At 74.1% G+C, this 20833-nt stretch carries 21 protein-coding genes; 9 read left to right on the forward strand and 12 right to left on the reverse strand.

Translation table 11 applies throughout. The features are described 5' to 3' along the window. Window positions 1-363 precede the first annotated feature (363 nt). From RDI86_RS00975 to RDI86_RS00990, 4 genes are all read right to left on the reverse strand, one after another. Window positions 364-2061 (reverse strand): AIPR family protein, encoded by a 1698-nt coding sequence (locus RDI86_RS00975; RefSeq protein WP_308820422.1) that lies wholly within the window; start codon window positions 2059-2061, stop codon window positions 364-366. 60 nt (window positions 2062-2121) lie between these two features. Continuing rightward, window positions 2122-2313, reverse strand: coding sequence for a hypothetical protein (locus RDI86_RS00980; RefSeq protein WP_308820423.1), 192 nt, complete (start codon window positions 2311-2313; stop codon window positions 2122-2124). A gap of 335 nt (window positions 2314-2648) precedes the next feature. Continuing rightward, the gene (locus tag RDI86_RS00985; RefSeq protein ID WP_308820424.1) at window positions 2649-4217 is read right to left on the reverse strand and encodes a molybdopterin-dependent oxidoreductase; all 1569 of its coding nucleotides are present in this window, start codon (window positions 4215-4217) and stop codon (window positions 2649-2651) included. A gap of 88 nt (window positions 4218-4305) precedes the next feature. Beyond that, the gene (locus tag RDI86_RS00990) at window positions 4306-5145 is read right to left on the reverse strand and encodes an SDR family oxidoreductase (protein ID WP_083712021.1); all 840 of its coding nucleotides are present in this window, start codon (window positions 5143-5145) and stop codon (window positions 4306-4308) included. A 196-nt stretch (window positions 5146-5341) separates the two neighbouring features. Between RDI86_RS00990 and RDI86_RS00995 the strand changes: the two genes are divergently transcribed. The 3 genes from RDI86_RS00995 to RDI86_RS01005 are packed head-to-tail and all read left to right on the forward strand — an operon-like array spanning window position 5342 to window position 8306. Further along, complete coding sequence (locus RDI86_RS00995) at window positions 5342-6397, forward strand: putative F420-0 ABC transporter substrate-binding protein (protein ID WP_308820425.1); 1056 nt, start codon at window positions 5342-5344, stop codon at window positions 6395-6397. After that, window positions 6394-7488, forward strand: coding sequence for a putative F420-0 ABC transporter permease subunit (locus RDI86_RS01000; protein WP_374990506.1), 1095 nt, complete (start codon window positions 6394-6396; stop codon window positions 7486-7488). Before RDI86_RS00995 ends, RDI86_RS01000 begins: the two co-directional genes overlap by 4 nt. Continuing rightward, window positions 7485-8306 (forward strand): putative F420-0 ABC transporter ATP-binding protein, encoded by an 822-nt coding sequence (locus tag RDI86_RS01005; protein WP_076406592.1) that lies wholly within the window; start codon window positions 7485-7487, stop codon window positions 8304-8306. Before RDI86_RS01000 ends, RDI86_RS01005 begins: the two co-directional genes overlap by 4 nt. Window positions 8307-8313: 7 nt before the next feature. Here RDI86_RS01005 and RDI86_RS01010 read toward each other — a convergent pair whose 3' ends face one another. The 4 genes from RDI86_RS01010 to RDI86_RS01025 form a co-directional block, all read right to left on the reverse strand. Then, window positions 8314-8739 (reverse strand): TIGR03667 family PPOX class F420-dependent oxidoreductase, encoded by a 426-nt coding sequence (locus RDI86_RS01010; RefSeq protein ID WP_076406409.1) that lies wholly within the window; start codon window positions 8737-8739, stop codon window positions 8314-8316. A 2-nt stretch (window positions 8740-8741) separates the two neighbouring features. Continuing rightward, window positions 8742-9185, reverse strand: coding sequence for a CoA-binding protein (locus RDI86_RS01015; protein ID WP_021483339.1), 444 nt, complete (start codon window positions 9183-9185; stop codon window positions 8742-8744). 67 nt (window positions 9186-9252) lie between these two features. Beyond that, window positions 9253-9720: an anthrone oxygenase family protein gene (locus RDI86_RS01020; RefSeq protein WP_308820426.1), complete on the reverse strand. Its 468-nt coding sequence runs from the start codon at window positions 9718-9720 to the stop codon at window positions 9253-9255. Beyond that, on the reverse strand, window positions 9717-10652 hold the full coding sequence (locus RDI86_RS01025; protein WP_308820427.1) for an NmrA family transcriptional regulator: 936 nt from the start codon (window positions 10650-10652) through the stop codon (window positions 9717-9719). The genes RDI86_RS01020 and RDI86_RS01025 overlap by 4 nt, the downstream gene beginning before the upstream one ends. A 131-nt stretch (window positions 10653-10783) precedes the next feature. Between RDI86_RS01025 and RDI86_RS01030 the strand changes: the two genes are divergently transcribed. Further along, the gene (locus RDI86_RS01030) at window positions 10784-11734 is read left to right on the forward strand and encodes an AraC family transcriptional regulator (protein WP_308820428.1); all 951 of its coding nucleotides are present in this window, start codon (window positions 10784-10786) and stop codon (window positions 11732-11734) included. Window positions 11735-11740: 6 nt separating this feature from the next. Here RDI86_RS01030 and RDI86_RS01035 read toward each other — a convergent pair whose 3' ends face one another. After that, window positions 11741-12244 carry a metallophosphoesterase gene (locus RDI86_RS01035; RefSeq protein WP_076406401.1) on the reverse strand — a complete coding sequence of 168 codons (504 nt, stop codon included), beginning with the start codon at window positions 12242-12244 and terminating at the stop codon, window positions 11741-11743. A 50-nt stretch (window positions 12245-12294) separates the two neighbouring features. Between RDI86_RS01035 and RDI86_RS01040 the strand changes: the two genes are divergently transcribed. From RDI86_RS01040 to RDI86_RS01055, 4 genes are all read left to right on the forward strand, one after another. Further along, the gene (locus tag RDI86_RS01040) at window positions 12295-12717 is read left to right on the forward strand and encodes a nitroreductase family deazaflavin-dependent oxidoreductase (protein WP_308820429.1); all 423 of its coding nucleotides are present in this window, start codon (window positions 12295-12297) and stop codon (window positions 12715-12717) included. Window positions 12718-12724: 7 nt separating this feature from the next. Continuing rightward, a complete protein-coding gene (locus RDI86_RS01045; RefSeq protein WP_137280287.1) occupies window positions 12725-13318 on the forward strand; it encodes an HhH-GPD-type base excision DNA repair protein in 594 nt (197 codons plus the stop codon). A 61-nt stretch (window positions 13319-13379) separates the two neighbouring features. Continuing rightward, complete coding sequence (locus tag RDI86_RS01050; protein WP_308820430.1) at window positions 13380-14591, forward strand: AI-2E family transporter; 1212 nt, start codon at window positions 13380-13382, stop codon at window positions 14589-14591. A gap of 101 nt (window positions 14592-14692) precedes the next feature. Continuing rightward, window positions 14693-15058 (forward strand): VOC family protein, encoded by a 366-nt coding sequence (locus RDI86_RS01055; RefSeq protein ID WP_061268999.1) that lies wholly within the window; start codon window positions 14693-14695, stop codon window positions 15056-15058. Between the two features lie 28 nt (window positions 15059-15086). On the opposite strand, the gene RDI86_RS01060 is transcribed toward RDI86_RS01055, so the two are convergent. The 3 genes from RDI86_RS01060 to RDI86_RS01070 form a co-directional block, all read right to left on the reverse strand. Continuing rightward, entirely contained in the window at window positions 15087-15476 is a 390-nt protein-coding gene (locus tag RDI86_RS01060; RefSeq protein ID WP_043654766.1) for a hypothetical protein, read from the reverse strand. Window positions 15477-15543: 67 nt separating this feature from the next. Further along, entirely contained in the window at window positions 15544-16467 is a 924-nt protein-coding gene (cofE, locus tag RDI86_RS01065) for a coenzyme F420-0:L-glutamate ligase (RefSeq protein WP_308820431.1), read from the reverse strand. Next, window positions 16464-17480 (reverse strand): TIGR03557 family F420-dependent LLM class oxidoreductase, encoded by a 1017-nt coding sequence (locus tag RDI86_RS01070; protein ID WP_308820432.1) that lies wholly within the window; start codon window positions 17478-17480, stop codon window positions 16464-16466. Before RDI86_RS01070 ends, cofE begins: the two co-directional genes overlap by 4 nt. 215 nt (window positions 17481-17695) lie before the next feature. Between RDI86_RS01070 and RDI86_RS01075 the strand changes: the two genes are divergently transcribed. After that, entirely contained in the window at window positions 17696-20803 is a 3108-nt protein-coding gene (locus RDI86_RS01075) for a M66 family metalloprotease (protein WP_308820433.1), read from the forward strand. Window positions 20804-20833: the final 30 nt, after the last annotated feature.

Raw genomic sequence — 20833 nt, forward strand, 5'->3', positions numbered from 1 at the left:
GTGAGGTAGCGGTCGGCGGGGTGTCCGCCGTGGTGGTACGGGTCGGTCGTGCTCTCCTGCGAGGACGACTCCCCCACCTGGGGCGGGCTCGCCGCGGTACCACCTCGCTTGCCGGCGCCGTGCCCGCGGGTGCCCGACGGCGTCGGGCACCACGGGCGGTCGCCGACCGCTCGTCGCAGGCTGTCACGGGCCCACCCGTCCGGGTCTAGTGAGGACCTGCCGCGGCCGTCAGGCCTGCCCCGCGGCGCGGGTCCCGTTCTTCCGGAGGCTCGCCGGTGATGGCCGGGTCGACGCCTGTGCCTCCAGGGTAGCGGGCGCACGTGGGCGACACGCAACCGCGGCTTCATGCGAAGTCGGCACTGCCTACGTGAGCGACCTAATCAGATCCTGAGTGAAAGCCTGCCTCTTCAGCACTTCCACCGCAGGGATCTCCCCGCCTGCGTGCCGGATCACAAAGTCCCCGGCGCTCTCGAAGGCTTCCGTCACGCCCCCGCCTTTAAGACTAGAAACAATGGCTTCACTGTCCTTAACGACGTCCCGACTTTCCATTTTCCCAGAATGCCCGCCGAGAGCCTGGAACTTGTAAACCATCAGCATCTGGTAGCGGATCGGTTTGTACATTGGGTCCAAGTCGTAGCGGAAAGCATTCTCGAGCTTGTATGCGGCGAACGCGCTCGCGACATACGGTGCCAACTGGTGAGAATCGCCAAAGACCTCCTTTCCCACAAGTTCGTAGAGCTGGCCTACATAACGAGCCGACTCGTGCGGGCGATTGAGGAACATTGCGGCGACCACGCGCATCTGATCACGCATCGACACTAGGCGAGTCTTGACGACCTGCGCACCGTAGAACTGCCCCGGTCGACGCTCGTATTTCAGATCGACTGCGAGGTCATCGATTTTGTAGTATTCCTCCAAACGCTTCTGGAACTTCGTGAGCGAGGCGAGCTCATTCTCATCGACCGGCGTTTGCGAGTTGGTTGCACGTATGATCTCGGTAGCCACATCATCATCGCGCGTGACGACCACCTTGACCGGAAGGTAGGTTAGCTCTGCGTCGTCACCGAGAGCGTCTTTTGCCAGATGGAGACAGTGGCTCGTTTGGCAACCGTTGACCACTTGGTATCCAGAAACAACGATCGCATCTCCCGGTTTCGGGGTGTACTGGTCGGCGACTATAGTCACGCCGTTGTTGAGAACCGGCAACAAACTCCGGCGGTCCGACTTGAGTGTTGCAATGATCTGCTCATTGACGTTGTTCCGGCCCTGGAAGCCGCGCACGTTGTCATAAAAGACCCGCTCGTCGAGTGCGCCGTCGCTCGCTTCAACGAGTTTCAGTATCTCGGACACCGTCGCAACACCCAGCAGGGCTTGATCAACACCAGGCATGGCCGGCAAGTTCACGTGTTTTGCCAAGTGGATCTCAGCTGCATTTTGATTGTTGCGCCGCGTCCAAGCTTCATGCAACGCTGAGGATCCCCACACTTCGAACGAAACTGAACCTACGTGACCAAGGTCCTCGATCTGGGCAATCACTTTGGCGACACGGTTCTGCACCTCTTCTCCAGCCACCGACCTGTTGGAAGCCCCCACCGCGAAGTGCAGGTAGACACTGGGGCGCTCGGTGACCTTTCCGGCGTACTGTTCGAGCATGGTGGCGAATGCGCGCATCAGCGAGTCACTCTTGCCGTACCCGCAAGGTTCCCCTCGCAAGAAATTATGCACCCCATCACCGAAGTTCAAGATTTGCGAGGTATCGACGCTTGCAGACCTCTTGGCCTGGATAAAGAACAGGTTTGCGTCAATTCGTGATGTGTTCTCGCACATCTCTACGACGTCACTTTCGTTCCACATCAGCTCGCCGTTGATCTCAAGCAAGATGACGTCCGCACTAGGAGTGCTCGGATCCAATAGGAGATCGGTGACCCTCGTCTGGTCCAACAGCCCTTGAGGAAGGACCAGGCTAGCGCTCAACATCTCGAATACATCACTGTCCGAGTAGCGAGTAAGGTCTTCGTCCGCCGAGAAAGTCTTCTGCAGCCCTGCCAACAGTGGATCCACGTGCTCCCCCTCGTGAGTTGTCGCCGCCAGGCTAGCGGCTTCAACCGTGCGCGCGGCGAACTACCTGGGTGAATTTCGCTCCTCGGCGCGACCCTTCTTTGCCCGGCGGCGCGCGGTGTAGGCGTCGATGTCGCGCGCGACGAGCCACTCGAGCGTGAGCGGCGGCACGTCCGCGGGCGGCGCGGCGAGGGCGGGTGCCGACGACGGCACCGTGGTCGGGCGGTAGCGGGGGAAGTGCGGGGGAACGTACATGGTGGTCTCGCGTCCTGTGCTCGGCTGGCGTCCGTGGGTGCAGACCCGGTCGTGGCGTCGGACTCATCGCTGAGCCGTGGCGCGGGACCGGCGACCGTCACGCCCCGTCGCAGGGAGGGAGGGGCGGGAGGCTGCTCGCGGACACCAGGTCGAGGCTGCGCAGGGCGCCGCGAGCCCTCAACAACAGGTGGCGGGGAGGACCCGCGGGCGCGCCTGGACGAGCGTGCTGCTCGTGGAGCGCGCGGAGGTCACCCGCACATGGTGCCAGCACGCCCGTCGCGGGACAACCTCCGGTCCAGGACCCGGGCCACTCGCCTGGCCCCTCGTCAGGCCGGTCACCGGACGCGGACGGCGACCTCGTGCCAGCCCGAGGCGCCGTCGGGCGCGGGCGGGGCGACGTCGGCCGTCTGGGTGCGCCCGTCCGCGTCGGTCGCGCGGACCGTCAGCCGGTGCTCCCCCGGCGTCGCGTCCCACGCGTACGACCACTGCCGCCACGTGTCCGGGCCGACCGTGGCGGCGAGCGTCGCGGCGCGCCACGGGCCGTCGTCCACGCGCACCTCGACGCCGTCGACGCCCGTGTGCTGGGCCCACGCCACGCCCGCGACGACGACCTCCCCCGCGTCCACGGCCGCGCCGTCGCGCGGGGTGTCGACGCGCGACGCGAGCTTGATCGGTCCCCGTTCCGACCACCCGCGCGTGGACCAGTAGGCGACGTCGTCGGCGAACGTCGTGACCTTGAGCTCGGTGACCCACTTCGTCGCGGACACGTAGCCGTACAGCCCGGGCACGACGAGCCGGGCGGGGAACCCGTGCTCGGCCGGCAGCGCCTCGCCGTTCATCCCGACGGCGAGCAGGCTCGCCCGGTCGGGGTCGGTGAGGGCGTCGAGCGGCGTGCTCGCCGTCCACCCGTCGGCGCTCGTCGAGAGCACCATGTCGGCGCCGTCCTGCACTCCCGCGCGCGCGAGCAGCTCGCGCACCGGGTACCCGAGCCACCGCGCGTTGCCCACGAGGTCCCCGCCGACCTCGTTGGACACGCACGTGAGCGTGAGGTGGTGCTCGACGAGCGGGAGCGCGAGCAGCTCGTCGAGCGTGATCTCGAACGGGTCGTCGACGAGCCCCGAGACGCGCAGCGTCCACGACGCCGGGTCGACCTGCGGCACGCGCAGCGCCGTGTCGATGCGGTAGAAGTCCGCGTTCGGGGTGACGTACGGCGCGAGCCCGGGGACGCGCAGGTCCGCCCCGGCGGGCACGGCGGGGGCCGGGGTCGCGGGGGCGGGCAGCCGCAGCGCGTCGCGCGCGGCCGTCACGGCTCGCGAGCCGGCGGACACCGCGCGCGACGTCGCGAGCGCGACGACGCCCGCCGCCGCGGCCAGTCCCGTGACGAGGAGGAACCGGCGGCGGTCGAGCCCGCCGGACGTCGTCGCCGCGTCGTCGGAGCCGGAGGGCGCGGCCGGGCCGCGCAGCGTCCGGAGCGTCGCGCGCAGCAGCAGCACGGCGACCCCCACGCCGACCAGGCTCGGCAGCGCCCAGGCCACGTCCCCGCCCGGCCGGGAGGCGGCGACGACCGCGCCGACCGCCCCGACGGCGGCGAGGAGCAGCGCGCCGGACGGCGGGCGGCGGAGCTCGAGCCAGCCGCTGAGGGCCGCGCCCGCGGCGAGCACGACGCCCATGACCCCGAGCAGCACCGCCTTGTCCGCGGTGCCGAAGGTCGCGACGGCCCAGTCCTTGAGGGGCCCCGGCACCGCGTCGACGACCCCCGCCCCGGCGGCGAACAGCGGGCTCGACCCGGGCGCGACGACGGCCGCGGCGAGCTCGGCCACGGCGAACCCGACGGCCGCCGCGACGACGCCCGCGAGCGCCGCCCGTCCGCCCGCCTGCCCGGCTGCCTGCCGCTGCCCCGTCATGCGCGTCCTCCCGTGGTCCAGTAGACGCCGAGCCGGCCCCGGGCGCCATCGTCGGTTCGGAGCGGCTCCGCTCCCGGACGGGTCGGGGTCAGCGGGCGGACGCGTCGGCGTCGGGCGTGGGCTCCACGCCCTTCGGGACGAGCGGCGCGCGCCACAGGGAGTAGGTGGAGGCCTGCGCGACGGGCCGCAGGATCAGCGAGTCGATGTTCACGTGGTGCGGGCGCGTGACGGCGAACGTCACGACGTCGGCGACGTCGTCGGCGGTGAGCGGGTCCACGACGCCCGCGTAGACGGCGTCGGCCCCGGCCTGGTCCCCGTGGTAGCGGTTGAGCGAGAACTCGGGCGTGTGCACGAGGCCCGGCGCGATCTCGATGACGCGGATCGGCTCGCCCACGAGCTCGAGGCGGAGCGTCTTCGCGACGCCGAGCAGCGCGTGCTTGGACGCGACGTAGCCGGAGCCGCCGACGTACGTGTCGTGGCCCGCGGTCGACGTCATGAGCACGATGTCGCCGCGGCGCGACGTGCGCAGGAGCGGCAGGAAGGCCTGGGTCACGCGCACGGTGCCGAGCACGTTCGTCTCGTACATCGCGCGCCACTCGTCGATCTTCGCCTCGTCGACGGGGTCGACGCCGAGGCCGAAGCCCGCGATGTTGAGCAGCGCGTGCACGGGCCCGCGGGCGCCCGCCTCGGCGACGAGGCGCGCGACGTCGTCGTCGGAGGTCACGTCGCCCACCACGGGGTGGGCGCCCGTGCGCTCCGCGACCTCGGCGAGCCGGTCCGCGCGGCGCGCGAACGCCACGACGTCCCAGCCCCGGGCGCGCAGGAACCGCACGCACGCCTCCCCGATGCCCGACGACGCGCCGGTCACCACGGCGCGCAGGGGCGAGGTCGCAGGGGCGGGGGCGGGCGCGTTCGACGGCTCGGTCACGACGCACACTCTGTCACGGTCGCGTGTGTAGGCTGGACGACGGACCGCGAACCCCTCGATCGTTCGCCGGAGCGACCTCGTCCTTGGGTCGCGGGTCCGCCCGACGCGAGATGGCGCGTCCGACCCTGGAGAGCCCGCGTCCCCGCCCGGGGACCGCCGTCCGGCTCTCTCCCCGCCTCGCACCCGGAGCAGCTCCGTGCCCTCGCGTCCCACGCCGTCCCCTGCCTCTCGCCGATCCGTCCGCGCCGCCGTCGGCGCGGCGGCGCTCGCCCTCGCGCTCGCCGCCTGCTCGTCCGGCACGACGCCCGGGGGCGACCCGACCTCTGCGGGCGGCGCGACGTCGTCGAGCACGCCCGGGAGCACCGCGTACCCGCTCACGCTCGACGACTGCGGGTTCGAGGTGACGTTCGACGCCGCGCCCGAGCGCGTCGTGACGATCAAGTCGAGCACCACGGAGATGCTCCTGGCCCTCGGGCTCGGCGACCGGATCGTCGCGAGCGCGTTCGCCGACGGGCCGGTGCCCGAGTCGCTGGCCGACGCCGCGGCGGACGTCCCCGCGGTCGTGGAGCCGCTCTCGGACCAGGTCCCGGGTGCCGAAGCGGTCCTGGAGACCGAGCCCGACCTCGTGTACGCGGGCTGGGAGTCCAACCTCACGGCCGACGGCGCCGGCGACCGCGAGACCCTTGCGCAGCTCGGCGTCGCGACCTACGTCTCCCCCGCCGCGTGCAAGGCGCCGGAGTACATGCCCGACCCGCTGACGTTCGACGACGTGTTCGCCGAGATCACCGAGGTCGGCACGATCTTCGACGCCCAGGACGCCGCGGCGGACCTCGTCGCGGAGCAGCGCGCGACGCTCGACGGCGTCGTCCGCGACGACCGCGGCCTGACCGCCCTGTGGTACTCGTCGGGCGACGACATCCCGTACGTCGGGGCGGGCATCGGCGCGCCGCAGATGATCATGGACGCCGTCGGGCTCGAGAACGTCGCGGGCGACGTGCACGACACCTGGACGTCGTACGCGTGGGAGGAGGCGGTCGCCGCCGACCCGGACGTGCTCGTCCTCGTCGACGCCGCCTGGAACACCGCCGAGGCGAAGATCGAGCGGCTCGAGTCCAACCCGGCCACGGCCGAGATGACGGCCGTCCGCGAGGGCCGCTACCTGACGATCCCGTTCCCGGCGACCGAGGCGGGCGTGCGCAACGTCGACGCCGTCGTCGACCTCGCCGCGCAGCTGGAGGCGCTCGACCTGTGACGACCCTGCGCACCCGCCCCGCGCCCGCCGCGGCCGACCGTCGCCCGGACGGCACCGGTCCGGCCGGTCGTGCGCGGCGCGGCGCGGCCTGGTGGGTGCCGGCCGGCGTCGTCGCGCTCGTCGCGACGGTGCTCGTCACGGTGACGATCGGGCCGGCCGACCTCGCCGTCGGCGAGGTGTGGCGCTCGGTCGCGACGCACCTCGGGCTCGGCGGGCTGCTGGGCCTGGAGCCGCTCGGTGCCCTGCAGGACGGCATGGTGTGGCAGCTGCGGCTCCCCCGCGTGCTCACGGCGGCGGCGGTGGGCGCCGGGCTCGCCGTGTGCGGCGTCGTCATGCAGTCGCTCACGCGCAACCCGCTCGCCGACCCCTACCTGCTCGGCCTGTCGTCCGGCGCGTCGCTCGGCGCGGTGCTCGTCCTGGTCGCGGGCTGGACGGTCCTGCTCCCCGTCGCGGCCTTCGGCGGCGCGGTGCTCGCGCTCGTCGCCGCGCTCGGCCTCGCGGGCGCGCTCGGCGCGCTCACGCCCACGCGGACCGTGCTCGCCGGGCTCGCGGTGAGCCAGCTCGCGGCGGCCGCGACGAGCTTCGTCATCTTCTGGTCCGCGACCGGCGACTCGTACCGCGAGATCCTGTCGTGGCTCATGGGGTCCGTCGCGGGCGCGACGTGGACCTCCGTCGCGGTCGCGGGCGGCGCGACGCTCGTGCTCGGGACGTTGCTCGCGTCGACCGGCTCGGTGCTCGACGCCTTCACCTTCGGCGACACGGCGGCCTCCGCGCTCGGGGTCGACGTCGCGCGCGTGCGCTGGACGCTCCTCGTGGGCGTCGCGCTGCTCACCGGCGCGCTCGTGTCCCAGTCGGGGTCCATCGGGTTCGTCGGCCTGATCCTGCCGCACGCGGTCCGGCTCCTCACCGGCGCGCGGCACCGGCTGCTCCTCCCGCTCTCCGCGATGTTCGGCGCGACGTTCCTCGTCTGGGCCGACACGCTCGCGCGCACGGTCTTCGCGCCGCGCGAGCTGCCCGTCGGCATCGTCACCGCCGCGATCGGCGCCCCGGTGTTCGCCCTGCTGCTGTGGCGCGGACGGAGGACCGCGTGAGCGCCCCCGCCGTCGTGGGCACGACCGGGCTCGACGCGGAGCGCGTGTCGTGGTCGGTCGACGGTCGCCTCGTCCTCGACGGCGTCGACTGCACCGCGCCCCCGGGTGCGGTGAGCGGGCTGCTCGGCCCGAACGGCTCCGGGAAGTCCACGCTCCTGCGTGTGCTCGCCGGCGTCCGGGCGCCGTCGGCGGGCCCGGGCAGGGACGGTGCCCGCGTGCGGTTCGACGGCGCCGACCTGCTCGCGCTGCCGCGCCGGCAGCGGGCGCGGGTGCTCGCGCTCGTCGAGCAGGACGCGACGACCGACCTCCCGCTCTCCGTGCTCGACGCCGTGCTGCTCGGCCGCATCCCGCACCGCTCGCTCCTCGCGGGCGACTCCGCGACCGACCGCGACCTCGCCCGGGCGGCGCTCGCCCGCGTCGGGATGGCGGGGTTCGCGGACCGTGAGGTCGCGACGCTCTCCGGCGGCGAGCGCCAGCGCGTGCACCTCGCGCGCGCCCTCGCGCAGGAGCCCGCGCTCCTGCTGCTCGACGAGCCGACCAACCACCTGGACATCGCCGCGCAGCTCGACACGATGCGCGTCCTGCGCGACCTCGCGGACGACGGCGTCACCGTGCTCGCCGCGCTCCACGACCTCAACCTCGCGGCCCAGACGTGCGACCACGTCGTCGTGCTGGCGGACGGCCGCGTCGTCGCGGCGGGCGACGTCCACGACGTGCTCGTGCCCGACGTGCTGGACCCCGTCTACGGCGTGCGGTGCGAGGTCCTCACGCACCCGCGCACCGGCAGGCCGGTGCTGACGTTCGAGCCCCCGGCCTGAGGAACGCTCAGAAGCCGCGCAGCCGTTCGAGGCGCACGCGCAGCGTCACGGCGTAGTCGTCGTGGAAGCCGTCGGGCGTCGTGCCGAGGCCGCGGATGCCGTCGTCGTACTTCGCGTCGTACGCCGCGCGCTCCGCGGCCGAGAGACCGTCGTCGTCGACCGACGCCGTGCCGGTGAGCACGACGACGTCGCCGCCCGACGGGGTGCTGTTGAGGTGCACCGCGACGCGGGGGTTCGCGCGGACGTTGCGCAGCTTGGCCGTGCGCGGCTGGGACTTCACGACGATCTCGTCGGCACCGTCCCAGCGGAACCAGACCGGCGTCGGCTGCGGCGTGCCGTGCGGGTCCACCGTGACGAGCCACACGACCTGCTCGTCGGCGAGCCGCGCCGCAGCGCGTGAGCCGAGGCGCGTCGTGGTGTCGACCGCGGGCACGGTCAGGCCTCCTCGGCCGCGGCGAGGCGCGGCAGCTCGATCGCGGGGCAGCGGTCCATGACCATGTCGAGGCCCGCGTCGCGCACGCGCCGCGCGGCGTCCTCGTCGATCACGTCGAGCTGGAACCACACCGCCTTCGCGCCGATCGCGATCGCCTGGTCGGCCACGTCGCCCGCGAGCTCGGACCGCACGAACACGTCGACGACGTCGACGGGGAACGGGACGTCCGCGAGGCTCGCGTACCCCTGCTCGCCGTGGACGGTCTCCGCCGACGGGTGCACGGGCACGACCCGCTTGCCGTGCTGCTGCAGCACGCGCGCGACCCCGTACGCGGCGCGCGCGGTGTTGTTCGACAGGCCGACGACGGCCCAGGTCTCGGTGCCCTCCAGGACCCGACGGACGGTGTCCTGCTCGTCGGCCGGCACGGCCGCTGTGACGTCGCTCATGTCGTGCGCAACCGGGTCCCGGCCGCGGCTATTCCGCGGCGGGGCCCGGTGCGGGCACCCGCGCACCTCAGACCAGCGCGAGGGCGAGCAGCGCGCTCGACGCCGCACCGGCCACCGTCCGCACGTGGTTCCACGCGAGCCAGCGCGGGAGGAACGCCGCCCACGCCGCCGCCAGGTCGCCCTCGCGGGCCGCGGCGTCGAGCCGCTCGTTGAGCGGGACGTTGCCCACGGCCGTCACGCCGAGGATCCCGACGACCGCGACGACCGCGCCCGCGAGCGCCCACCCCGCCCCGGCTGTGCCGGCGACGAGCCCGACGACGGCCGCCGCCGCGGGGAGCAGGACGCTCGCGGCGAGCAGGAGCATCAGCGGCGGCCGGAGCGCGTCGCGGTTGATCGCGACCATCGCGGCGCCGCCCTCGCCCGGCGGGAGGCGGCGCAGCCCGCCCATCACGAACGTCGAGAACGCGAAGAGCACGCCGCCCGCGAGCCCCGTCGCGACGGCGGCCGCCACGACGAGGGTCGCGAACGCGGTCATGGCGTGGTCTCCACCGTGCGGGTGCCGGCGCCGGTGCCTGCGACCCACGCGCCCGCCTCGCGGGCCGCGTACTCGCGGAAGTCCCGCGGCTCGCGGCCGAGCGCGGCGCGGACGCCGTCGGCCACGGGGGTCCCGCGCCCGTCGAGCACCTCGGTGAAGAGGTACCGCATGAGGTCGACGACGTCGTCGGGCAGCCCGGCCGCAGCGAGGCCCGCGACGAACGCCTCCATGGGGACGGGCTCGTAGCGGACGTCGCGCCCGCTCGCGGCGGCGATCTCCGCGACCGCTTCGTGGAACGTCAGCGCACGCGGCCCGGTGAGCTCGAGGACGCGCCCCGCGAGGGCGTCGTCCGTGAGGGCCGCGACCGCGACGTCGGCGACGTCCTCGAGGTCGACGAACGGCTCCGCGACGTCGTCGACGGGGAGCGCGAGGACGCCGTCGAGCACGGGCTCGAGGAGGAAGCTCTCGCTGAAGTTCTGGTCGAAGAACGCGCACCGCACGACCGTGCGCGCCGGGAACGCCGCGCCGACGAGCTCCTCCGCGCGCTGCGCCTCCTCCTCGCCGCGCCCCGAGAGCAGCACGAGGCGGCGCGCGCCGGCGTCGTGCGCGCGGGCCGCGAGCCGGGCCACGGTCTCCGGGGCCCCAGGGACCGCGAGGTCGGGCGCGTACGCGACGTACACGGCCGCGGCGCCCGCGAGCGCGGGCTCCCACGTCGTGTCGTCGTCCCAGTCGAAGCGCACGTCGCCGGAGCGCGACGCCCGGCGCACGGGGACGCCGGCCGCGTCGAGCCGGTCCGCGACGCGGCGGCCGGTCTTGCCGGTCGCGCCGAGCACGAGGACGGTGCCGGGCGCAGGTGCCGGTGCGGCGGTCGGCGCCGTCGTGCGGGCGGGCGCCGCCGACGGGGCGGCGGTGGGCGGGGTCGAGGCAGGCATGGTGTCTCCCGAGGTGCGAGTGGTGGAGCGGTACGGGTCCCACCCAACCGCCGCGCCGCGAGACGTTCCATGGCCGACCGGCTCGCGCGCATACGTAATCGTCTCGCCACGCCCCGGCGTACGCTGGCGCGATGGACGTCGTCGCCGGGCTGCTCGACGGGCCGCGCGCCCGCGGGGCCTTCCTCCTGCGGAGCCACCTGCGCGCGCCGTGGGGCATGCGCATCGAGGACGAGGCGCCGCTGACGATCGTCCCCGTCCTGCGCGGGTCCGGGTGGGTCGGCCCCGGGGCCGGGGGCACGTCGTCCGACCCGGGCGAGCACGTCGCCGCGGGCGACGTCGTGCTCCTGCGCGGCCCGGACCACTACGTCGTCGCCGACGCGCCGACCACGGCGCCCCAGGTCGTCGTCGGCCCGGCGTCCGACACGTGTCGGGCGGTCGACGGCGGCCCCTCCCCCATGACCGTGCTCGGCGTGCGGTCGTGGGGCAACGACCCGGACGGCGAGACCGTCATCGTCACGGGCACGTACCCGCTCGACGGCGAGGTCGGGCGTCGGGTGCTGCGCGTCCTGCCCCAGCGCGTGGTCCTGCGCCGCGGGGACGTGGACGGGACGCTCGTCGAGATGCTCGCCCGGGAGGTCGTGCAGGACCTCCCCGGCCAGGAGGCGGTGCTCGACCGCCTCCTCGACCTCCTCCTCATCTCGTGCCTGCGCACGTGGCTCTCGCGCGACGACGCGCCGGGCTGGTACCGCGCCGACGCCGACCCCGTCGTCGGGGCCGCGCTGCGGCTCATCCACCACGACCCGGTGCGCGCCTGGACCCTCGACGCGCTCGCGCGGGAGGTGGGGCTGTCGCGCGCCGCGTTCTCGCGCCGCTTCACGGCGCTCGTCGGCGAGCCGCCGATGGGCTACCTCACCGGCTGGCGGCTCGACCTGGCCGCCGACCTCCTCCTCGAGCCGGACGCGACGCTCGCCGCGGTCGCGCGCGCCGTCGGGTACGCGACGCCGTTCGCGCTGAGCGCCGCGTTCAAGCGCGTGCGCGGCGTGAGCCCGGCGGTGCACCGGGCGCGCGCCGGCGCGGCGTGAGGTCGGTCAGCGCGCGACGGGCACGAGCTCGACGTCCCGCAGCGCGCCGTCGTCGACGACGGCCGTGAGGAACGTCCCGACCGGCTGCCGACGGCGGTCCGTCGGCGATCCGGGGTTGAGCAGGCGCAGGCCGCCCGGCGACGTGGTGTCCCAGGGGATGTGGCTGTGCCCGAACACGAGCACGTCCACGTCGGGGAACGCGGCGTCGGCTCGACGCTCGCGCCCGTCCTTCCCGCCCGTCTCGTGCACGACGGCGAGCCGCAGCCCCTCGACCGTGGTGCGCGCCACCTCGGGCAGGCGCGCGTGCAGGTCGGGGCCGTCGTTGTTGCCCGCCACCCCGACGAGGCGCGACGCACGCGCCTCCAGCGCGTCGAGCAGGTCGACGCTCACCCAGTCGCCCGCGTGCACGACGACGTCCGCGTCGTCGACCGCGCGCCACACCTGGTCGGGCAGCGCCCGGGCGCGGACCGGGACGTGCGTGTCGCTGAGCAGGAGGAGTCGGGTGGGCACGCCGCCACGATAGGTCGCGGTCCGGGGGCACGCCGGGTGACGATGGGCCCATGCCGATCCCGCGCTGGGTGACCCGCAGCAACAAGCGCTTCCTCAACCCCGTCATGCTTCGCGTCGCGACGGGCGTCGGGCCGATGGCCGTCGTCCGCCACGTCGGGCGGCGCAGCGGGCGGGAGTACCGCACCCCGGTCTTCGCGTTCGCCTACCGCGACGACCCGACCGGTCCGGTCCGCGTCGCGTTCGCCCTCACGTACGGCCCGGACGTGGACTGGGTCCGCAACGTCGAGGCGGCCGGGGACCTCGTCCTCGAGCGCCGCGGCGTGGAGTACGTCGTCGACGACGTACGCCGCGTGACCGGCGCGGACGGCCTGCGGCTCCTGCCCGGCTGGACGAGCGCGATCCTGCGGCGCGCGGGCGTCGACGAGTTCCGGACCGGACGGCCGCGCCGGGCACCCGGCGGCCGGCTGCCATGATGGGGGCATGACCGACCAGCTCTGGATCACCGGCGACCCCGACGCGGACGCGCTGCTCAGCGACGACGCGTTCGCGCTCCTCGTGGGGATGCTGCTCGACCAGCAGTACCCGATGGAGCACGCGTTCGCCGGGCCCCGCAAGATCCGCGACCGCCTCGGCTCGATCGACCCGCGCACCGTCGCGGACACCGACCCCGACGCGTTCGTCACGCTCGCCACGACGCCGCCCGCGATCCACCGCTACGGGCGCTCGATGGCCGGCCGGGTGCAGGAGCTCGCGCGCGTCGTCGTCGACGAGTACGACGGCGACGCGACCCGGATCTGGACCGCGCCGGGCGCGGACGGCGAGCCGACGGGCGCGGAGGTGCTCGCGCGCCTGCGGGCGCTGCCCGGGTTCGGCGACCAGAAGGCGCGCATCTTCCTCGCGCTCCTGGGCAAGCAGCGGGGCGTGCGGCCCGCGGGGTGGCGCGAGGCCGCCGGCCACTACGGGGACGAGGGCTCCCGCCGGTCCATCGCCGACGTCACGAGCCCCGAGTCGCTCGCCGAGGTGCGCACGTTCAAGAAGGCCCAGAAGGCCGCCGCCAAGGCCGCGAAGGGCTGACCCGCCGCGCCGCGCGCGGACGCCCGGGTGCGCGACGCACCCCGGCGGTTATCGTCGGCGCGTGACCACGACGACGCCTCCCGCCCCGGGGCTCCCTCCCGCCACGCGCACGCTCCTGGCCCTCGCCGCCGGCGTCGTCGTCCTCGCCGGGGTCCACGCCGCCCGCGAGGTCCTCGCCCCGATGTTCCTCGCGGCAGTCATCGTCATCATCTGCCACCCCGTGCGCTTCCCACTGGAGCGTCGGGGCTGGCCGCGGTGGGCCGCGACGTCCGCCGTCGTCACGGTCGCGTACCTCATCCTCGCGGCGCTCGTCGCGATGCTCGCGTTCGCGGGCGTCCGGTTCGTGGATCTCGTCCGCGAGTATCTCCCCGCCCTCGTGCGCGCGGTCGACGACGTGGTGGACCAGCTCGCCGCGGTCGGCATCGACACGGACATCGCCGAGGCGGCCACGTCGTGGCTCGACCCGGGACGCGTCGTCAGCCTCGCGGGCAACGTGTCCGGCATGGCCCTGGGCATCGCGACCGCGTTCTTCTTCGTGCTCGCCTACGCGATCTTCATGGCCGCCGACGCCGCGCGGTACTCCACCGCCGGCTCGGTGTTCGGCGCCGAGCGCGCCGCGACGGTCGACCGGGCGACCCGGTTCAGCGGCGGGGTGCGGCGCTACTTCGTGGTCAACGCGTCGTTCGGCGCGGTCGTCGCCGTGATCGACGGCGTCGCCCTGTGGCTCCTGTCGGTCCCGGCCCCGACCGTGTGGGCGATCCTCGCGTTCGTCACGAACTTCATCCCGAACATCGGCTTCGTCCTGGGGCTCGTGCCGCCCGTCGTCATGGCGTTCGTGGTCGGGGGCTGGCAGCTCGCGCTCGCCGTCGTCGCGGTCTACTGCGTGGTGAACGTCGTGCTCCAGGTGCTCGTCCAGCCGAAGTTCGTCGCCGACGCGGTGAACCTCAGCCTCACGTTGAGCTTCGTGTCCGTCGTCTTCTGGACGTTCGTCATCGGGCCGCTCGGGGCGATCCTCGCGATCACGCTCACGCTGCTCGTCCGGGCGCTCGTGCTGGAGCCCGACCCGGGCTCGGGCTGGCTGCGGTGGCTCTCCGGCGACGACGCGCCGCGGCCCGCCGAGGACCCGCGGGGCACGGGCTCCCCTCCCGCCGCCGACGCCGTGCCGGACGGGGACGATGCCGCTCCGTCGGAGCCCGCGGACCCCGAGGCCGACCCTCAGGTGGAGCCTGAGGGTTCCGCCGTCGAGCGCTCCCCGGCGCCGGACGAGCGCTGACCCCGGTCGCACGGTCCGGCCGGGCCCTGGTGCGCGCGGCACCGCCGTCCCTAGGCTGGTGCTCGGCGGGTGTCCGCCCGTCACCGGCACGGGGAGGAACCATGGCGCACGGAGACATCACGCACATCGACATCCCGGTGAGCGACAACGGCAGGGCCACGCAGTTCTACGGCGAGCTCTTCGGCTGGCAGATCGCGGAGGTTCCCGGCTTCGAGGGCTACCCCATGTGGCAGGCCCCGAACAAGATCAGCGGCGGCGGCCTCGCCCCACGCTCCGAGGGCTTCACGAGCCCGCGCAGCTACGTCGAGGTCGACTCCATCGAGGAGACGCTCGCCAAGGTCCGTGAGCTCGGCGGGCGCGTCGTGCTGGAGAAGTCGCAGATCAGCCCCACCTCGTGGTGGGCCGCGTTCGAGGACGCCGACGGGAACCAGATCGGCCTCTACGAAGGCACGACGGACGCGGGCTGACCGCGCGCGGCGCGCAGCCGCACGGCCGTCACGGTCGGGACGACAGGACGCGGCCGTCCGGGTCGTCGGGCCGGCGCGGCCGCAGCGTCGGCGGGGGCGGCCACGGGAGGTCGTAGCGCTCGACGGGGACGTCGATCGCCCCGAAGTCGTCCGTCTGCACGACGACGCCGTCCGGCGTGACCTCGACGAGCCGGACCCGCAGCGGCGGCGCGTCGTCCTGCTCGAGCATCCAGACGTCGGCGAGCCACGCGAGGCTGCTCGCGTCGAGCGCCTCCTCGGCCTCGAGCCAGTCGACCGGTCCGGTGAGCTCGTGCCCGAGCAGCGACACGGCCACCCAGGCGTCGCCCTCGGGGCGGATCCAACCCACGTGCTCGCGGTCGTCGGGGCGGCGGTGCGCGATCCAGTCGGAGGGGAGCATCCGGGCAGGCTAGCGGCGACGGCGGGGCGCACGCCAGGGGTTTCGCCGCCGCGGGGCGCACCCCGCCTCAGTCTGCGACCGGCTCGTTTCCGGAGCCCTCGCGGTACCCCTCGGCGAACCCGGCGCGGTAGCCGTCGGCGTACGCGGCCTCCCGCGCGGCGTCGCCCTCCTGGGCGCGGCGGGCGTCGGCCTGCCCGCGGGCGTACGCCTCGGCGCTGCCCTCGCGGAACAGGTCGTCGCCCGAGCCGCGCACGAGCACGCAGGCGCCCGGACCGTCCTCGCTCCCGACGTACCGGCCGAGCCCGCGCACCACGGCGACGGGCCGCCCCGCCGCCTTGCCGCGCACGAGCTCGCTCGCGGCCGCCACCTCGTCGACGACGGCGGTCACGGTCACCGACAGCGGCCGCCCGTGGGCGTCCACGCCGCCGCGCAGGTCCTCCGCGACGACGACCCCCGCGGCCCCGATGCCGATGTCGACGAGGCCGTCGCGCCACGCCCGGCCGGAGGTGTCCGTCACGACGACGCCCAGCCGGTCGAGGCCGAACCGCTCGCGGAGCGCGCCCCGCAGCCCCCGCGCGGAGGCGTCGGGGTCGAGCGGGAGCAGCAGGACCGTGCCCTCCGGGGTGTTCGACGCGTCGACGCCCGCCGCGGCCATGACGAGGCCGAGCCGGTTCTCGACGATGCGCAGCGGCGGCTGGCCGGGACGCTCGCGCGTCGCGACCACGCGCACCGTCTCGTCCGTGATCGCCTGCTCGCGGTCCGCTGCCGCGACGACGCGACCCTCGGCCTTCGAGACGACCTTGCTCGTCACGACGACGACGTCGCCCTCCGCGAGCGCCTCGCTCGCGAGCAGGTCGCCCACGAGCGCGGCGAGGTCGTCGCCCGGACGGACCTCGCCGAGGCCCTCGGGCGCCCACACCGTGAGGCGCGCGGACCGGTCGGGGCCCGCGCCGCCGTCGGGCCCGCCGGGTGCGGCGTCGTGCTCGCTCATCGCGCGAGCTTCGGGAGCACCTCGCGGCCGAAGAGCTCGATCCACTCGCGCTGGTTGCGGCCCACGTTGTGCAGATAGATGCGGTCGAAGCCGAGGTCGACGAACTTCTGGATGTACGCGCGGTGCTCGTCCGGGTCGGCGGAGATGACCATGCGGCCCTCGAAGTCCTCCGGGCGCACGAGCTTGGCCATCTGCTCGAAGTCGTGCGGCGAGCGGATGTCCGCCTTGGGGAACTTCATGCCGCCGTTGGGCCACTCGGTCATCGCGTTCGCGAGCGCCTCCTCGTCGGTCGCGGCCCAGGAGAGGTGGAGCTGGAGCACCTTGGGCATCGCCTCGGGGTCGCGGCCGGACTCGCGCACGCCGTCGTCGAACTTGCCGAACAGCATGGAGATCTTCTCGAGCGGCGCCCCCACGGTGATGAGGCCGTCGGCGTGGCGGCCCGCGCGCTTCGCGGTCACGGGGCCGGCGGTCGCGACGAGGATCTCGGGCGCGACCTCGGGCATGGTCCACAGCCGCGTGGACTCCATCTTGTAGAACTGCCCGGAGTGCTTGACGTCCTTGTTGTCGAGCCCGGACTGGAACAGCTTCTTGATGACGTCGATCGCCTCGAACATGCGGTTGATGCGCTCGGGCGCCTCGGGCCAGTAGCCCGCGACGACGTGCTCGTTGAGCGCCTCGCCCGAGCCGAGCCCGAGCCAGTGCCGGCCGGGGTACATCGCTGCGAGCGTCGCCGACGCCTGGGCGACCATCGCGGGGTGCCAGCGGAACGTCGGCGCGGTGACCCCGGGGCCCAGGTCGCCCCGGGTCCGCTCGCCGAGCGCCGTGAGCACGTTCCACACGAACGACGACTCGCCCTGCGCCGGGACCCACGGCTGGAAGTGGTCGGCCGCCATGGTCCCGGAGAAGCCGTGCTCCTCCGCGTAGGCCGAGAGCGCGACGGCCTCGGTCGGGTGGAACTGCTCGAGCATGGCGGCGTAGCCGACGGTGAGGCCGGACCGGGAGGAGGACGACATGGACCGAGCCTAGGCCTCCGGGCACGGCGGTGGCAGCCGCGGCGACCCGGCTGGGCACGATGGCGGAAGTACACCACCATTGGACAGCGCGAGCATGACAGTTCTAGTGTGAAATCACGCAGGATCGCTCACGAACATCGATTCGTGAGCAGGGCGCCGGCACGCCCCTTCGCAGAGCACGGACAACGACGTTCCGCCAGCGAGAGGACCCACCCGTGACCCGTCACCATCGTCCGCCCCGCCGCTTCGCACGCCTCGGCACGGCCGCGGCGCTCGCCCTTCTCTCGGCGGTCGGAGCAGGAACGCTCCTGGCCGCCGCCGCTGCGGCCACGGCCGCGGCGCCCTGGGCGCCGACCGGGACGGCGGCGGCCGCCGCCGTCCCCGAGGACCCGGGCCCGATCGGCTTCTACGACACACGCGCCGACGGGTCGCCCCGCCCGGTGCGCAACGACCTCACAGGCGCGCTCGGCGCCATGGTGCAGCTCGCCCAGAGCCACACGATCGACCCCGCGGGCAACACCGCGCGCAACATGCCGACGCTCGTGGCCGAGCGCGCGGCGCTGCTCCTGGTCACCCCCACCTCCGCGGTGTCGTCGCTCACGGTCGCGGTGTCCGTGGACGGGCGGCCTCGCACGACGCTGCCCCTCGCACCCCCGAGCGCCGTCCCACGCGACGACGTGACCGACACCGAGGGTCGTCGCGACGTCGTCTACAGCAACCGGGCGTGGACCGTCGAGCTGCCCTGGGACGCGGTGGTCCCGGGCCTGTCGCTCGCGTTCACCGCGGACGGTGGACGGACGGGGACGCTCCCGGCCGCGTCGATCCAGGTCGCCGCGCCGACGGAGCTGGTCGTCAACGGCACCGAGCTGGGCATGCTGACCGACCCCCCGACGGGCAGCGGCCACGTCATGCTCGACGACACCGTGCGAGCGGCCACGGACTACTTCCAGACCATCCCCGTGTCCCGGCTCGTCGTCGCACGCTACGAACCGGTGCGCCTCGACCGCGTGATGGTGGCCTCCGGCACGATCTACACCTCCCCCGGCACCAGCGCGACGACAGGGGACGTCTACTCGGGCGACCTGCGGGAGAACGTGGGCAAGGCCCAGTTCTCCACCGGGGTCAACCTCGCGGGCTTCGGCATCCCCAGCGCCCCGATGACGCAGAACCAGCCCGGCACGTTCAACCAGCGCGTCTACCACCACTCGGCCGGGGCCTACATAAACGGCCGGGTCGTGCACGGGCTCAGCGGCGGCAACGGCATGGCGACCCTCTACGACTCCGTCGGCAACGAGTGGAGCCACGAGATCGGGCACTCGTTCGGGCTCGGTCACTACCCCGGCGTGGACGACACCAAGACCGGCGACGAGCGCGTGATCAACGCGACGCACCACAGCGAGAGCGGGTGGGGCTACATCGCCTACGCCGACCGGATGCGGTCCAACCTCGTCAACAACCAGGCTTTCGTGCCCGGGGGCATCGACGTCGCCGGCACCCCGTTCCGGCAGAGCTTCGCCGGGCTGTACAACTACCAGCGCGACGCGATGTCCGGGGGCTTCCCCACCAGCGACCTGTCGCGCTACACGCACCACACCGGGTACAGCGCGACGCGCATCCAGCAGTCGTTGCGCACCGTGGTGCCCGACCCGGCGTACCCCAGCGGCTACCGCGACTGGGACCCGGCGACCGGTGACCGCGTGGACGCCCGGGTGCGCGACGCGTCGTTCACCGCGGCGAAGCCGCGCAAGGTCGGCGTCCCCGTCATGACGGTGCTCGGGGCCTACGACCCGGCGAACCCCGCCCGCACCGCCCTCTTCCCCGCGATGCGGTCGAACTACGGCAACATCTTCAGCCTGCCCGCCCCGGACACCGGGGCGACCGGGCCGGCACGCCAGTGCTGGGTCGAGGTCACCTACGTGGGCGGCCGCGTCGAGAACGTGTCGATCGACGCCTCCGACGGTGTGAAGCAGGTGAACCTCAATCTCGAGGAGGCCGCCGACCCGTCGCGCGCGCGCATCCTGTGCCGCGTGAACGGCACCACCACGGCGCACGGCGCCGTCTCGCTCCCCACGGACCTCGCCCCTCTGGCGCCCGCGGTGGTCGTCGGGCAGGAGGCCGGCTACGAGGCGCTCCGCGCGGTGGAGGTGCGGGAGCTGGACGCCGCGCTCGCGCCGCTCGCGGGCCAGACCGCGCCCGTGCTGGACGCGCGCACCCGCCTCCTGCTCACGAGCTGGGCCGACGACCTGTCCGGGCTCGGCACGACGGCGCGTCAGGTCGCGGACCGTGCGCTCGCCGTGCAGGCCGGGGTCACGCGGGTCGAGAGCTATGTCGCGGAGCGGCGGGCGGCGCTCCTGGGCGGAGATGCCGCCGCGAAGGACGGGCTCGCCGCGCTGGTGCGCTCGACGGGGCTCGCGGAGTCCGCCACCGCGCTGCTCCCGACCCCTGCCCGCGTCACCGTGGACGGGGGCCGGTGCCTCGACGTCGACCTCGCGGCAACCGCGCCGCGGGTGCTCGTGACAGCGGCTCCGGCGGACTGCGACACCAGCGCGGAGCAGACCTGGTTCCTCGACGCGCGCGGCGCGATCCACAGCGGCGCACGGCCCGACCTGTGCCTGGTGGCCCGCACGCCCGCGACCCTGGCGCCGTGCGAGCGCGACGCCGTCCGCCAGGAGTGGACGTACGAGGCGGACGGGCACCTCGCGAGCCGTGGTCAGCCCGGGCAGTACCTCGACCACTACCGCGCTCAGGGCACGCCCGGCCTCTGGGGACGCGCCGCCGCGGCGAACCAGCTGTGGGCCGGTCTGCCGCGGAGCACGAGCGCCGGGGTCGCGCTGCTCTCCCCCGGCACCCTCGCCACGGTGTTCGCCGCGCAGCAGCTCCACGGCGTCTCCTCCCTGCCCCTGCAGCGCGCGGACAACGGCTGGGGGCCCGTCGAGCGCGACCGGAGCAACGGCGAGGCCGCCGCGGGCGACGGCGGCGTCCTCACGGTCGCGGGCGCGACGAGCCCGGTCGGGCTCGGGGTGCACGCGGCGAGCGAGGTCGAGGTCCGCGTCGGTGGCGCCTGCACGCGCCTGACGGGCTCGGTCGGGGTCGACGCCGAGTCCGGGACCCGCGGCAGCGTCGTCGCGACGGTCCTCGCGGACGGCGTGGCCCGCTGGACGAGCCCGACGCTCCGCGGCGGCGCTGCGGCGTCGTCGTTCGACGTCGACGTCACGGGTGCGACGGTCGTGACGCTGCGGGCCGGCACGGCGGGCGACGGCGACGCCTGGGACCACGCCGACTGGCTCGCGCCGACCCTGCGCTGCGCGACGGCGCCCCGCTAGGTCGCGGCGCGGACGGCCCGGCACGCGCGT

The sequence above is a fragment of the Cellulosimicrobium sp. XJ-DQ-B-000 genome (assembly GCF_031119065.1).
GTDB classification, from domain to species: Bacteria; Actinomycetota; Actinomycetes; order Actinomycetales; family Cellulomonadaceae; genus Cellulosimicrobium; species Cellulosimicrobium funkei.

Coding starts and splice junctions, on each gene's coding strand:
- RDI86_RS00980 (WP_308820423.1), bottom strand. CDS start 2,313: ATGTACGTTCCCCCGCACTTCCCCCGCTACCGCCCGACCACGGTGCCG.
- RDI86_RS00985 (WP_308820424.1), bottom strand. CDS start 4,217: ATGACGGGGCAGCGGCAGGCAGCCGGGCAGGCGGGCGGACGGGCGGCG.
- RDI86_RS01015 (WP_021483339.1), bottom strand. CDS start 9,185: ATGAGCGACGTCACAGCGGCCGTGCCGGCCGACGAGCAGGACACCGTC.
- RDI86_RS01020 (WP_308820426.1), bottom strand. CDS start 9,720: ATGACCGCGTTCGCGACCCTCGTCGTGGCGGCCGCCGTCGCGACGGGG.
- RDI86_RS01025 (WP_308820427.1), bottom strand. CDS start 10,652: ATGCCTGCCTCGACCCCGCCCACCGCCGCCCCGTCGGCGGCGCCCGCC.
- RDI86_RS01030 (WP_308820428.1), top strand. CDS start 10,784: ATGGACGTCGTCGCCGGGCTGCTCGACGGGCCGCGCGCCCGCGGGGCC.
- RDI86_RS01040 (WP_308820429.1), top strand. CDS start 12,295: ATGCCGATCCCGCGCTGGGTGACCCGCAGCAACAAGCGCTTCCTCAAC.
- RDI86_RS01045 (WP_137280287.1), top strand. CDS start 12,725: ATGACCGACCAGCTCTGGATCACCGGCGACCCCGACGCGGACGCGCTG.
- RDI86_RS01055 (WP_061268999.1), top strand. CDS start 14,693: ATGGCGCACGGAGACATCACGCACATCGACATCCCGGTGAGCGACAAC.
- RDI86_RS01060 (WP_043654766.1), bottom strand. CDS start 15,476: ATGCTCCCCTCCGACTGGATCGCGCACCGCCGCCCCGACGACCGCGAG.
- cofE (WP_308820431.1), bottom strand. CDS start 16,467: ATGAGCGAGCACGACGCCGCACCCGGCGGGCCCGACGGCGGCGCGGGC.
- RDI86_RS01070 (WP_308820432.1), bottom strand. CDS start 17,480: ATGTCGTCCTCCTCCCGGTCCGGCCTCACCGTCGGCTACGCCGCCATG.